Below are 12987 nucleotides of genomic sequence, written 5' to 3' on the forward strand. Positions count from 1 at the left end.
GCAGGTCAATGACGACCGCTCAGTCGTTTTTTACTTATAGTTAAGGTGGATCTTTTCGAGGAGACGGCATGGATACCGTCATGCGGCCCTTCACGCCCACGGTCCTGCAACGCAGGACCCCCGTGCCCTCAGATCTGGACATCGCCCAGGCGGCCACCCTGAAACCCATCGCGCTCATGGCGGCCGAATTGGGCCTTCGGGAAGACGAACTGGAGCCCTACGGCCCCACCAAGGCCAAGGTGCGCCTCGAAGTCCTGGATCGCCTGCGCGGTCGGCCCAATGGCAAGTACATCGATGTCACGGCCATCACCCCGACGCCCTTGGGCGAGGGCAAGACCACCACCACCGTAGGTCTCAGCCAGGCTCTGGGAGCGCATCTCGGCCAGCACGCGGTCACCTGCATCCGGCAACCCAGCCAGGGGCCCACCTTCGGCATCAAAGGGGGCGCTGCGGGCGGCGGCTACAGCCAGGTGGTTCCCATGGAGGACTTCAACCTCCACCTCACGGGGGACATCCACGCCATCACCGCGGCCCACAACCTCTGCGCGGCGGCCATCGACGCCCGCCTCCTCCATGAAGCCGGTGCTTCGGACGAGCAGTTGTTCGAGCGCATTTTCCCGAAGGGGAGATCTGGCCGGAAGTTCCCGCGGTCGCTGCAGCTGCGCTGCGCGAGGCTGGGCATCACGAAGGGGAACCCGGAGGACTTCACCCCCGAGGAGCGCCGCCGCGTCTGCCGGCTGGACCTCGATCCCGCCGCCATCACCTGGCGCCGTGTCCTGGATACCAGCGACCGTTTCCTGCGGGGCGTGACTGTGGGCCGAGGTGAAGAAGAGCAGGGCTTCGCCCGGGAGACGGGCTTCGACATCACCGTGGCCAGCGAGATCATGGCCGTGCTGGCCCTGACCACGGGCCTCCTGGACCTGCGGCGCCGCCTGGGCGACATGGTGGTGGGGCTCAACCGGCAGGGCGAAGCCGTGACCGCCGAAGATCTGGGGGTGGCGGGCGCCATGACCGTGCTCATGCGGGACGCCCTCAAGCCGACCCTCATGCAGACGCTGGAAGGCACTCCCGTGTTCGTGCATGCGGGACCCTTTGCCAACATCGCCCACGGCAACAGTTCCATCCTCGCGGACCAGATCGCCCTCAAGCTGGCCGACTATGTGATCACCGAATCGGGTTTCGGCGCCGACATGGGCATGGAGAAGTTCTTCGACATCAAGTGCCGCGTGTCAGGGCTGGTGCCCGATGCAGTGGTGCTGGTGGCCACGGTGCGCGCCCTCAAGATGCACGGGGGCGGTCCCAAGGTGGTGGCCGGGAAGCCGCTGGATCCGGTCTACGTGGAGGAGAATCTGGATCTCCTGCGCCAGGGCCTGCCCAACCTGCTGCACCACATCCGCATCGCCCGGAAATTCGGCGTGCCCGTGGTGGTGGCCGTGAACGGCTTCGCCACGGACAGTCCCGCCGAGCTGGACCTGGTGCGCCGGGCTTCGCTGGAAAGCGGCGCCGAGGATGCCGTGGTCTGCCTCAACTGGGCCCTGGGCGGGGAAGGGGCCCTGGACCTGGCACGGGCGGTCATGCGGGTCTGCGAGCGGCCTTCGACGTTCCGTTTCCTCTACGGTGTGGACGAGCCCATCAAGCAGAAGATCGAGACCATTGCCCATGAGATCTACGGCGCCGATGGCGTGGACTTTGCGCCCGAGGCCGAAGCGAAAATCGCGACCTATACGCGCCTAGGCTATGACCGCCTGCCCATCTGCATGGCCAAGACCCACCTGAGCCTGAGCCACGATCCGGCCCTCAAGGGCGTACCCACGGGATTCCGCATCCCCGTGCGGGACATCCGGATCAGCGCCGGAGCAGGCTTCCTCTACCCTCTGCTCGGCAAGATGGCCACCATGCCGGGACTGCCCACCCGACCCGGCTTCTACGATGTGGACATCGACCCGGAGACCGGCCGCGTGGTCGGTCTGTTCTGATCGCATGACCTCCGGGAACCGAGGGGGCCACTGGTAGCATGAAGCCTTCATGACATGGGTTCTGTGATGCCGACCGGTCCGCTTCCTTCCTTCCGCAGGTGTCTCCGCGGCCTGGCAGCCTTGTCGGCTGGGATCCTGCTCCTGACGGGCTGGCCGGGCCGGGCCGAGGGTGTCTCTGCGGCACCCGCGAAGAGCCTGGCTGAGGCCTTCGAGAAGGGTCCCATCTCCCTGAATGCCAGGGTCCTCCGGCGCGGAGCCGACGGCCAAGAGCAGGCACTGCCGCTCTTCCAGACCCCGATCCTCCGGTACCAGGATCGGGTGGAGCTCTCGTTGTCCGGCGAGGCCTTCGATCCCCGGGTCACCCGCTCCGACTGGACCCTCATCGTTGTCTTCCTGCCCAGGACCGTGGCGCCGACCACCCAGGGCGTGGCCGAGCTGCGCCTCAAGCGGCAGGGCGGCCAGATGGTGGCACCCGTCCTCCAGGCCCCTTACGACGCCATTCCGATGTTCTTCCTGGTGCCCGACAACGGAGGACGGCGGAAGGTCCTGGCGGATGTCCTGGCCCACCTGGAGGCTTTCCGCTCCATCTGCCTCAAGCTCTCGGATCTGACCGAGCAGCGGGCCCATGCCGACCGCTTCCTCACCGGCCTGGACACCATCCGGAAGGACCAGTCCCCCGCCGCCTACGATGCGGCCGTCTTCAACTTCCTGAAGGCCTACGGGGGACAGGTTTCCCAGGATCTGCAGGTCTTCCTGAGCCGGAACAGCGCCTCGAATCTCGACAAGTTCCAGTTCCTCACCCAGGAGTTCCGCCGGACCAACATCCTGGTCCCGGCCAATGATGCCGGCGACAGGACCACCACCGTCCAGGGCCAGTCGGTCTCGGGGCCTGCCCGGGCCTCCTCCGCCTACATCTCCATCGTGTTCGACCTGGTGCAGATCTTCCAGAACCTCTGGCCGGGCCACCGGTTCCAGTATGTCCCGGCCCTGGCCAAGGACTTCGACGGGACCCGTTCGCAGCTCTGGTACGGCGACTGGATCCATACCACCGGCGATGTCCTCGGAGCCCTGGTCTTCAGTCCCTGCCGCTGGGAGGATGCCGAGCCGCCCGCCTTCACCTTCTCGGTCCCCCCGGACAGCGCCCTGGTCCAGCCGTACGGCCAGCTGCTGATCCAGCCCAAGGCCGGGAGCAACCTGCCCTTCGCCCTGTTCGGTCATGACTGGCGGCTGATCGTCGAAGGTCCCAAGGGAGAGAAGCTCTCCCCGCTGCCCCTCGTGCCGAGCCCGGGCAAGCAGGCTTTCATGATCGTTCCAGGCGCCCCGTTGGAGGCCCTGCGCCAGCATGGCTTCCTGGCCGTGAAGGCCCACATCGAGGGGGCCTGGGGCTTCCAGGCGGTGGCCACCGAGGCCCAGGAGCTTCCCACCGGCCTCGATCCCGCATGGCGTCCCTCCGCGGCGGAGCGGGCCCACTTCATGGTGGGGGAAGCCAGTGTGCTGCGCCTCCCCGCGCCCTGGGCCGCCTGCCTCGGCCGCATCGCCTTCCGTCCAGGCAAGGGTGGGACTTCTCCCCTGGAGGGCGATCTGAAGCTGCAGCCGGACGGGTCACGGCTGGCCACGTTCAGGCCCTTGGGGAACCTCTCTGGGCCGGGGAATCTGGAGTTGTTCCTGCCCGGGGCCGAGCGGCCCGCCTTGAGCCTCCCCATGACCCTGCTGCCTCCCCTGCCGGTGGTGGACCGTGTGGAGGTCCACCAGGGCGAAGCCACCGTCCTCATCTCCGGGCGCAACCTCGGTGAGGCTTCCCAGTGCGTCCTCGGAGGCCAGGTCCTGGCCCGGGGCAAGGAGAACAGCGACGGCTGGACCTTCGATGCCACCAAGGGGCCGATCGCCGGAACCGCCGGGGCCCTGCTGCAGGGGGAGCTCCCATTGGCCGATGGGCGGACGCTGGCCCTGAAGGATGTGCGGCTGCTCCCCCCGCGCCCGGTGCTGGGCGGTCTGCAGGTGCTGGCCGAGCAGCCCGCTCCGGGCCTCCCGCTCTCTGCAGAACCACCGCTCCTGTCCACCACCAGCCCGGTGATGGTGTCGATCCTGTCGGGCCGCAAGGGGGCCTTCCCCTTCGGGCACAGTCCCAAGCTGTCCCTTCGCCTCGCGGATGAGCCGGGCACCGTGCGTGCGGTGCCTCCCGCCGCGGTCCGCCTGCTGGGGCGTGGTCAGCGCCTGATCGCCACGCTCCGGGTGGCGGAGCTCTTCGGCCCCACCGCTTCTGGACGCCTGGAGATCCAGGTGGAGGACGCCTCCGCGGGCGCCAGTGCCTGGGTCACCCTGCCGCCGCTGTTCCTGGACCTGCCCATCATCAAACGGCTCTACCAGGATGCCACCGGCACCCACCTGGAGGGCCCGGCCCTGGAGGCGATCGAGGCCGTGGCCCCCAGTCCCGCCGGTCCCTGGGTGCCACTGGCCATGGGCTTCCGGAACGGAAGCCAATCCGCCGAGGTCCCACCGCCTCCGGCTGGGGAGCACCTCTGCCTGCGGCTCTACGGCTGGCCCGAGGTCGTGGTGCGGCTCCTGGAGCCGGTGGCCCCGCTCGTGCCGGTCGCTGCACCGGCGCCGGCAGCACCTCCCGCGCCGGTGGGCACCGCCGGGCCCGAGCCCCGGCCCGGCCCAGCGCAGGAACCCAAATAGACGCGAAACGGGCCCGCGCTGGCGGGCCCGTTTCAGGCGTTTCCGGGGCTGCTAGGCGATGCCGTCGATGATGGCGTTCAGCGTGGCGCTGGGCCGCATGGCGGCGCCGGTCTTGGCCTTGTCGGGGTGGTAGTAGCCGCCCATGTCCACGGGCCTGCCCTGGGCCGCGATGAGCTCCTCGTTGATCTTCGCCTCGCTGGCGCCGAGCTGCTGGGCCACCTGGGCGAAGCGGGCCTGGAGCTCCGCGTCCTTGGTCTGGGCGGCCAGGGCCTGGGCCCAGTAGAGGGCCAGGTAGAAGTGGCTGCCGCGGTTGTCGATCTGGCCGACCTTGCGGGCGGGGGACTTGTCGTTGTCGAGGAACTTGGCAATGGCCTGGTCCAGCGTCTCGGCCAGCACGCCGGCCTTGGCGTTCTTGAAGACATTGGCCACATGCTCCAGGGAGGCGCAGAACGCGGAGAACTCGCCCAGGGAATCCCAGCGCAGGTAGCCCTCCTTCTGGAACTGCTGGACGTGCTTGGGAGCGGAGCCGCCCGCACCGGTCTCGAAGAGCCCGCCGCCGCCCAGCAGGGGCACGATGGAGAGCATCTTGGCGCTGGTGCCCAGCTCGATGATCGGGAAGAGATCCGTGAGGTAGTCGCGGAGTACGTTGCCGGTGACGGAGATGGTGTCGAGGCCCTTCCGGATGCGCTCACAGGAGACCTTCATGGCCTCATCCGGGGTCAGGATGCGGATGTCCAGGCCCGTGGTGTCGTGGTTCTTGAGGTAGGTCTCCACCTTGGCGATCATCTGCGCGTCGTGGGCCCGGGCCTTGTCCAGCCAGAAGATGGCGGGGGCGCCGGTCAGGCGGGCCCGGGTGACGGCCAGCTTGACCCAGTCCTGGATGGGGGCGTCCTTGGCCTGGCAGCCGCGGAAGATGTCGCCTTCCTCGACCTTCTGGGAGAGCAGGGTGGCGCCGGACTCGTCCACGATGCGGATGGTCCCGGCGGCCGGGGCGAAGAAGGTCTTGTCGTGGGAGCCGTATTCCTCGGCCTTCTGCGCCATGAGACCCACGTTGGGCACGCTGCCGATGGTGGCGGGATCGAAGGCGCCGTGCTTCTGGCAGTCCTCGATGACGGTCTTGTACATCGTGGCGTAGCAGCGGTCCGGGATCATGGCCAGGGTGTCGTGGAGCTTGCCGTCGGCACCCCACATCTTGCCCGCGTCGCGCACCACCACAGGCATGGAGGCATCCACGATGATGTCGTTGGGCACGTGCAGGTTCGTGATGCCCTTGTCCGAGTCCACCATGGCCAGGGCCGGGTGGGTGGCGTAGACCGCCTGGATGTCCGCCTCGATGGCCGCGCGCTGGGCCCCTGGCAGGGTCTGGATCTTGGCGTAGACATCCCCCAGGCCGTTGGCGGTGTTCACGCCCAGCTCCCGCAGGGTCGCGTTGTGCTTCTCGAAGACCGGCTGGTAGAAGACGGACACGGCATGGCCGAACATGACGGGATCGGAGATCTTCATCATGGTGGCCTTCAGGTGCAGGGAGAGCAGGAGGCCGTCCCGCTTGGCCGCGTCGATCTGCTCCGCGTAGAAGGCGCGGAGGGCCTTGACGTTCATGACGGAGGCGTCGAGCACCTCACCGGCCTGCAGGGGCAGCTTCTCCTTCAGCACCTTCACGGCACCGTCCGCGCCCACGAACTCGATGCGGGCCGTCGTGGCCTGGGCGAGGGTGGTGGAGGTCTCGCTGCCGTAGAAGTCGCCGGAGGTCATGTGGGCCACGCGGGCCTTGGAGTCCGGGCTCCAGGGCGCCATCTTGTGGGGGTGCTTCTTCGCGAAGTTCTTCACGGACAGCGGAGCCCGGCGGTCGGAGTTGCCCTCGCGGAGCACGGGATTCACGGCGCTGCCCAGCACCTTGGCGTAGCGGGCCTGGGTGGCCTTCTCCACTTCCTCGGTGGGCTGCTCCGGATAGTCGGGCACGTTGAAGCCCTGGGACTGGAGCTCCTTGATGGCCGCGATGAGCTGGGGGATCGACGCGCTGATGTTGGGAAGCTTGATGATGTTGGCTTCCGGCTTCAGGGCCAGGGCGCCCAGCTGGGCCAGGTTGTCGGGGACGCGCTGGGCCGGAGTCAGGTTCTCGGGGAAGTTGGCCAGGATGCGGCCAGCCAGGGAGATGTCCGAGGTCTCGACGACGATGCCGGTGCCCTTGGTGAAGGCCTGGATGATCGGCAGCAGCGAGTAGGTCGCCAGCGCGGGCGCCTCGTCAATGTCGGTCCAGATGATCTTCTGCGTGGTCATGGGCTCTCCTTTGGGCTTTTTTCGGCACCGCCGGGGCCTGGATGACTCGCCACCCCCGCTGGTCCGGCTCAGGGCATTTCAGGCAGGCTCCCACGGGGGATGCCAGCCTTCAAGCAGCTTTCCCTGTGAGGACGGGGATTTGGGACTTCCGTCACGCCCCGGCGCTATCCCACCACCGGCATGGCAGCTCCGGAGGCGGCCTTCACTTCGCCGCGGGCCAGCGCGAAGTCCATGCGCCCGAGGTTCACGCCGCCGAAGCCCACCTGGAAGACGAGGGTCTCACCCTGGGCCTGCTTCACCTTGACGGGGGCGTCCAGGAAGGTGTGGCTGTGACCGCCGATGATGGCGTCGATGCCGGCGACCTGGCCGGGCATGCGCAGGTCGTCGTAGCCTGCGTCCTTGACGTCGTAGCCCAGGTGGGAGAGGACCACCACCAGGTCCACCTTCTCCACCTCGCGGAGCCGCTTCACCACCGGCTTGAGGCTCTCGAAGGGATCCTTCCAGCTGACGCCCTCGTGGTTTTTCGGCGCGACCAGCCCGGCGAAGGCCACGCCGACTCCCGTGATGCCGACCTTCACCCCCGGGAAGTCCCGGACGAGGTAGGGGCGGATCCGCTTGGCCAGCTCCGGGGCGCCCTTGCAATCGAAGTTGCAGTTCAGGAAGGCGAAGGGCGGGTTCCGATGCTCGAGCTGTTCCATGGAGGCCATGGCCTCCACCAGCATCCCCACCCCATTGTCGAAATCGTGATTCCCGAGGGTCGTGGCGTCGTACCCGATCATCCGCATGAGCTGGTAGTCGAGGCGCCCCTTGTAGCGGTTGAAGTAGGGCGTCCCCTGGAAGGTGTCGCCCGCGTCCAGCAACAGCACGGAACCCAGCTGCCGGCGGAGCTGCTTCACCAGGGTGGCCCGGCGGGCCATGCCGCCCTTGCCGCTGATGGCGCCATTGCCGGGGCCGAAGGGCTCGATGCGGGAGTGGGTGTCGTTGGTGTGCAGCAGGGTGATGCGGCCCGAAGCGGGGCCTTCGGCGGCCTTGAGGGGCACCTGGGAGGCGACGGCGGCGGCACCGAGAGAGGCGAGGAAATGGCGGCGGTCCATGGGCATTCCTACAGCTTGAACGTCTTGTCGCGGATGGCTTCCAGGATCGGCACGGGCACCGCATAACGGCCCGTGGCCGGGGGCAGCAGGTCCTTGCCGGCCTTGCCCAGGACCGCGCACTGGTCGAGCAGCATCTGGCGCAGGGTGATGCCCGTGGTGAAGGGCTTCCGCCCCTTCTTCAGCGTCGGGATGGAGTCCCCGCCTCCGTAGAGGTAGTCGGTGGTGGCGACCTTTACGACGGTCGCGGGATCGATGGGGCTCCCGTCCTCCCAGGTGACCGTGAGGGTGGCCTGCTGAGGGGTGCCCTCGACCTTGACCTTCACGCCGGAGCAGGGTTCGCCGCCACGGCGCAGCAGTCCTTCCTTCACCACCTGGATGACCTCGGCGCCGGTGAGCTCGACGACGACCAACTCGTTCTCGAAGGGCATCAGCTCGAAGATGTCCCCCACCTTGAGCTGGCCCGGGCGCAGGTTGGCCCGCAACCCGCCCGCATTGGTGATGGCGAAGCGGACCGGCACGCCGACCAGAGGCTGGGCGGCCTGGCGCATGACGTCCGACACCCAGTAGCCCAGCAGGTTCTCCTCACCCCGCCGCCCTCGGAACAGGCCCTGGGGCGCCTGCACGAGCGGCTGGCCGAAGCTGGCCTTGATCTCTTCGGCCAGGGGGGCGATGACCTTCTGGACCTCCGGATCATCGGGGAGGGCCTCGGTGATGGGGATGACTTCGGCGGTCACCTTGGGCGGCTGCGCCGCCAGGTGAAGGGGGAGCAGGGCAAGGGCGAGGAACGCGCTAGAGAGCTTGAGCTTCACGGGGTTGGTCCTTCATGGCGGCGCGGGCGTCCCGCACGGCGGCATCATGGGTCCAGAACAGGGCGGCAGTTCGCAGGAGCCAACCCATCAGCCAGCCATTGAGCAGGGTGACGGCCAGCTGCAGGAACAGGAACAGCCCCACGCGGAAGGTGGTGCCACCTCCCATGCGCCAGGCCAGGACGAGCACGAGGAAGGGCAGGAGCGACCGCAGCGCGGCGCCGCCGAGGGACACCAGGCCCCACTGGACCGGGTGCGCCCACAGCCGCAGGAAACAGTCAGCCAAGTGGTGCCGGTAGCCGCGGGCCAGCCCGGCGGTGCGCCCAAGACGGCAGAACCACCACTGGAGGTTCAGGGTGGCCACGGCCGCCATCCAGAACAGGGGGCGTCCGAAGAAGGCCATCCAGCCGAGGCCGTCGATACCGAGGCCGCCCAGCCAGGCGAGCACCACATCTCCGAGCCAGGCGGCGAGGCCCACGGGAAGGAAACCGATCAGAACCGTGTCCAGGGCGCCCAGCAGCCAGGGCCCCAGGCTGGCCTTCTGGCCCACCCGCTCCGCCTGCATACGCCAGCCGCACCAGAGGACGATCACGAGGCCCAGGCCGAAGAGATGCACGGTCGGCGAGTTCGCCAGACGATGCTGGAGACCGCCGTTTTCCCAGAGTTCCCAGATGTCCCTGGCGCTGATGCGCTCGCCCCAGTGGCTGGGCAGGGCGCTCCAGCCCGCGGACCGGCGCAGATGGCCTGCCCAGCCCAGGACCGGACCCAGCAGCACCAGCATCCAGCCGGCCATGAGACCCGAGCCCCAGCGGCTGAAGCCGCCCGGCAGGCCGGGGCGGAGGAAACGCCAGGGATCCCTCGGCGCAAGGGCGTCTTCGGTATGGATGGTGGTGGGGCGTTCCGTGTCCGTAAGCTGCATGGCCGTCCGCAAGCAATCCTTCATCAAACCACACTTGACAGGGCCCGCGCCGATGGGGTTTCATCGGTCTTATGCCGCTGTCCTTTCCGACCCTCCGCCAGGGCCTCCTTCACGGGGCTTGGTGGTGGCGTACGGGCTTGGACGGCTCCCTGTGCGAGGCCTAGCGGCCCACGCCACCCCGGACCCTCCAAGCCCGACCCCATGGTCGGGCTTTTTCGTATGTGGACGACAACCATGGCTCCTGAATCCAGGCTCCTGATCCGCCATCCCTTCCCCGCGGACCTGCTCACGCCCCTGGCCGCCTACCTGGCTTTGCGCCCCGTGGGTGCCAGCCTGCTGCTGGAATCCTGCGACCAGGGCGAGCGCGTGGGCCGCCACAGCTTCGTGCTGCTGGAGGGCCCCGCCGAATGCCGGCTGGACCCACCCGCCCGGGGCTGGGTGGAGGCCCTGCGCGACCTGGGCGGTCCCGTTCCTTCGGGCACCGTCAGCGACCCCGCTGCCGAACTGGCCGCCTTGAGGGAACCTCTGCCTGTCGGGGTGGGTTGCGCGGGCTACCTGGGTTTCGAGGCCGTGGGTGCCCTGGAGCCCACCCTGCCTCAGCCCGCCGGGAACAGTCTGGGCCTGCCTGGCCTGTGGGTGCGCCGCTTCGAGGTGGCCCTGGTCTTCGACCACCTGCACCAGGTGGCAGAGCTCCAGACCGTGGATGAGGATGCCGAGGCGGGATTCCGCCGGCTCCGGGACCTCCGGGCACGCCTCCTGGGCGGGGTGGCGGATCCCGGCCCCAGCGCCTCCGAACCTCGTGCCACCGCCCAGATGACCCGCGAAACTTATGAAGGCGCGGTGCGGACCGCCCAGGAACTCATCCTGGACGGTGACATCTACCAGCTGGTGCCCAGCCAGCGCTTCCGCATCGAGGACCCGCCGCCGCCCCTGGAGGCCTATCGCCGCCTGCGCCGCCTGAATCCCAGCCCCTACGGTTTCCTGCTGGAATGGGATGGCTTCGCACTGGTGGGTGCCTCACCGGAGATGCTGGTGCGGGTGCAGGGCGACGAGGCCGAGACCTTGCCCATCGCCGGCACTGTGCCCCGGGGAGGGAGTGCCGAGGAGGATGCCGCGCGCTTCGAGGCCTTGAAGCGGGATCCCAAGGAACTGGCCGAACACCAGATGCTGGTGGACCTGGCCCGCAACGACCTGGGTCGTGTGGCCGTGCCCGGCGGCGTGCGGGTGGAGAAGCCGCTGGCCCTCCAGCGCACCAGCCATGTGCTGCACCTGACCACCACCGTGAAGGCGAAGCTGAGCCTCGGAGTGGATGCCCTGGATGTGCTGGCGGCGACCTTCCCCGCGGGAACCGTCAGCGGCGCCCCCAAGCTCCGCGCCTGCCAGCGGATCGCCGAGCTGGAAGGCGAGATGCGCGGTCCCTACGGTGGCGTGCTGCTGCGGCTGGGCACCGACGGGGCTCTGGACACGGCCCTCATCCTGCGCACCGCGGTCTACGCCGGCGGCGCGGCCTACATCCAGGCCGGGGCCGGTGTGGTGCGGGCCTCGAAACCCGAGTCGGAATACTTCGAAACCCTGCACAAGCTGGGCGCCATCGCCCAGGCCCTTGGGGTCCAATGGCCCGGAGCCGCCCGATGATCCTCCTGATCGACGCCCTGGATTCCTTCACCTACAACCTGGTGCAGGCCTTCGAGACGCTGGGCGCGCCTGTGAAGGTCGTCCGCCACGACGCCATCACCCTCGACGAGGCCAAGGCCCTCCGGCCCGAAGCCGTGGTGCTGTCCCCGGGCCCGGGCCACCCCACGGAAAGCCCGGCCCACATGGCCCTGGCGGGTTCCGGCTGGGGCGTCCCCCTGCTGGGCGTGTGCCTGGGGCACCAGGCCCTGGCCGCGGCCACCGGTGGCCGGGTCATCCGCGCGGTGGAACCCCTGCATGGTGAGGCCACGCCCCTCGAACACGACGGGACGGGCCTCTTCCAGGGTCTGCCCATGGGCCTTCCCGTCGGTCGCTACCACAGCCTCATCGCGGATCCCACCACGCTGCCCGCCTGCTGGCGGGTCACGGGCCGCAGTCCCGGCGGCGAGATCATGGCCATGGCCCACCGGGAGCTGCCCCGCTGGGGTGTGCAGTTCCACCCCGAAAGCATCCTCACGCCGGACGGCCCGGCGATGCTCGCCAACTTCCTCCGCCTTGCCAAGGACGCGACCCGATGACCCTGCTGACCACCCACAACCCCATCCGCCCGCTGCCGGAGGCCACGGCCTCGGAGCTCATGCACATCTTCATCGACCAGGACACGGACGCCCTGCTGGTGGGCGCCTGCCTGGCCCTGCTGGCCCAGCGGGTGCCCGAAGCCCACGAGCTGGCGGCCTTCGCGGATTCGCTCTTCGAGGTGGCCGTGCCGTTTCCGCAGGTGCCCGAGGGCGCCATCGATGTGGTGGGCACGGGCGGCGATGGCGCTTCCACCGCCAACCTCAGCACCCTCACGGCCCTGTTCCTCTCGACCCTCGGCGTACCCGTGGTGAAGCACGGGAACCGCGCCGCCACGGGTGTCTGCGGCAGCGCCGACCTGATGGAGGCCCTGGGCTACGACCTCTCCAGGGCGGTCTCGGATCTGGAGACGGACCTCCGGGAGCACCGGTTCGTCTTCCTCTTCGCACCCGCCTACCACCCGCTGATGGGCCGGCTCCGGGAGATCCGCCGCCGGTTGGGCATCCCCACGATCTTCAACCTGCTGGGGCCGCTGCTGAATCCCGGACATCCGCCGCTGCAGGTGCTGGGCGTGGCGCGCGAGGAACTGCTGGCGCCCATGGCCGGGGCCCTGGCCCGGCGCGCCCGCCTGGAGCGGGCCTTCGTCATCCACGGCAAGGACGCGGAAGGGAAGGGGATGGATGAAGCCTCCATCGAGGGTCCCACCACGGTCCTGGCTGTGGCGGAGGGCCGCGTCCAGGCCCCCCAGGTGCTGGTGCCGCGGGAACTCGGCATCACCCAGCCCAGCCGCCACGCCCTGCGTGTGGCCGACCGGGCCGAGGCGCTGGCGGTGGCCCGGGGCATCTTCGGCGGGGCCGGTCACGCGGATTTCCGCCCGGCCGTGGCGGATGCCGTGGCCTTGCAGGCCGGCTTGGGGCTGGTCTTGCACCGGGGCGGCACGCTGGACGGCCTGGCCCCGACCTTCCGCGACCTGCGGGCCGCCCTCGAGCACGGCTTCAGCCTGCCGTTTCCCGTGGCGGGGGTGTAGC

General features: G+C 69.1%; 9 protein-coding genes. 5 read left to right on the forward strand and 4 right to left on the reverse strand.

Annotation, left to right across the window (positions count from 1 at the left end; genetic code table 11):
- Window positions 1–68: 68 nt before the first annotated feature.
- Window positions 69–1976, forward strand: a complete 1908-nt coding sequence (locus MLE43_RS01885; protein ID WP_243301149.1) for a formate--tetrahydrofolate ligase — start codon at window positions 69–71, stop codon at window positions 1974–1976.
- Between the two features lie 120 nt (window positions 1977–2096).
- Window positions 2097–4655: a hypothetical protein gene (locus MLE43_RS01890; protein WP_243301151.1), complete on the forward strand. Its 2559-nt coding sequence runs from the start codon at window positions 2097–2099 to the stop codon at window positions 4653–4655.
- A 51-nt stretch (window positions 4656–4706) separates the two neighbouring features.
- Here the strand turns inward: MLE43_RS01890 and MLE43_RS01895 are convergent, their stop codons facing one another.
- The 4 genes from MLE43_RS01895 to MLE43_RS01910 form a co-directional block, all read right to left on the reverse strand.
- Entirely contained in the window at window positions 4707–6932 is a 2226-nt protein-coding gene (locus MLE43_RS01895; protein WP_243301157.1) for an NADP-dependent isocitrate dehydrogenase, read from the reverse strand.
- Between the two features lie 164 nt (window positions 6933–7096).
- Window positions 7097–8026, reverse strand: coding sequence for a bifunctional metallophosphatase/5'-nucleotidase (locus MLE43_RS01900; RefSeq protein WP_243301159.1), 930 nt, complete (start codon window positions 8024–8026; stop codon window positions 7097–7099).
- An 8-nt stretch (window positions 8027–8034) separates the two neighbouring features.
- Entirely contained in the window at window positions 8035–8835 is an 801-nt protein-coding gene (locus tag MLE43_RS01905) for a 5'-nucleotidase C-terminal domain-containing protein (RefSeq protein WP_243301162.1), read from the reverse strand.
- Window positions 8816–9775 carry a hypothetical protein gene (locus MLE43_RS01910; protein WP_243301166.1) on the reverse strand — a complete coding sequence of 320 codons (960 nt, stop codon included), beginning with the start codon at window positions 9773–9775 and terminating at the stop codon, window positions 8816–8818. The genes MLE43_RS01905 and MLE43_RS01910 overlap by 20 nt, the downstream gene beginning before the upstream one ends.
- A gap of 210 nt (window positions 9776–9985) precedes the next feature.
- Between MLE43_RS01910 and MLE43_RS01915 the strand changes: the two genes are divergently transcribed.
- From MLE43_RS01915 to trpD, 3 genes are read left to right on the forward strand one after another with little or no spacing between them, the layout of a single operon-like run.
- Window positions 9986–11386 (forward strand): anthranilate synthase component I family protein, encoded by a 1401-nt coding sequence (locus MLE43_RS01915; RefSeq protein WP_243301168.1) that lies wholly within the window; start codon window positions 9986–9988, stop codon window positions 11384–11386.
- Window positions 11383–11961 carry an anthranilate synthase component II gene (locus tag MLE43_RS01920; RefSeq protein ID WP_243301170.1) on the forward strand — a complete coding sequence of 193 codons (579 nt, stop codon included), beginning with the start codon at window positions 11383–11385 and terminating at the stop codon, window positions 11959–11961. Before MLE43_RS01915 ends, MLE43_RS01920 begins: the two co-directional genes overlap by 4 nt.
- Window positions 11958–12986 carry an anthranilate phosphoribosyltransferase gene (gene trpD, locus MLE43_RS01925; protein WP_243301172.1) on the forward strand — a complete coding sequence of 343 codons (1029 nt, stop codon included), beginning with the start codon at window positions 11958–11960 and terminating at the stop codon, window positions 12984–12986. Before MLE43_RS01920 ends, trpD begins: the two co-directional genes overlap by 4 nt.
- The last annotated feature ends 1 nt before the right edge of the window (window position 12987 follow it).

Source organism: Geothrix oryzisoli (assembly GCF_022808865.1).
In the GTDB taxonomy this organism is placed as follows: Bacteria; Acidobacteriota; Holophagae; order Holophagales; family Holophagaceae; genus Geothrix; species Geothrix oryzisoli.

Excerpts from the sequence above, each read along its gene's own strand:
- MLE43_RS01885 (WP_243301149.1), top strand. The coding sequence starts at position 69 with ATGGATACCGTCATGCGGCCCTTCACGCCCACGGTCCTGCAACGCAGG.
- MLE43_RS01895 (WP_243301157.1), bottom strand. The coding sequence starts at position 6,932 with ATGACCACGCAGAAGATCATCTGGACCGACATTGACGAGGCGCCCGCG.
- MLE43_RS01900 (WP_243301159.1), bottom strand. The coding sequence starts at position 8,026 with ATGGACCGCCGCCATTTCCTCGCCTCTCTCGGTGCCGCCGCCGTCGCC.
- MLE43_RS01910 (WP_243301166.1), bottom strand. The coding sequence starts at position 9,775 with ATGAAGGATTGCTTGCGGACGGCCATGCAGCTTACGGACACGGAACGC.
- MLE43_RS01915 (WP_243301168.1), top strand. The coding sequence starts at position 9,986 with ATGGCTCCTGAATCCAGGCTCCTGATCCGCCATCCCTTCCCCGCGGAC.
- MLE43_RS01920 (WP_243301170.1), top strand. The coding sequence starts at position 11,383 with ATGATCCTCCTGATCGACGCCCTGGATTCCTTCACCTACAACCTGGTG.
- trpD (WP_243301172.1), top strand. The coding sequence starts at position 11,958 with ATGACCCTGCTGACCACCCACAACCCCATCCGCCCGCTGCCGGAGGCC.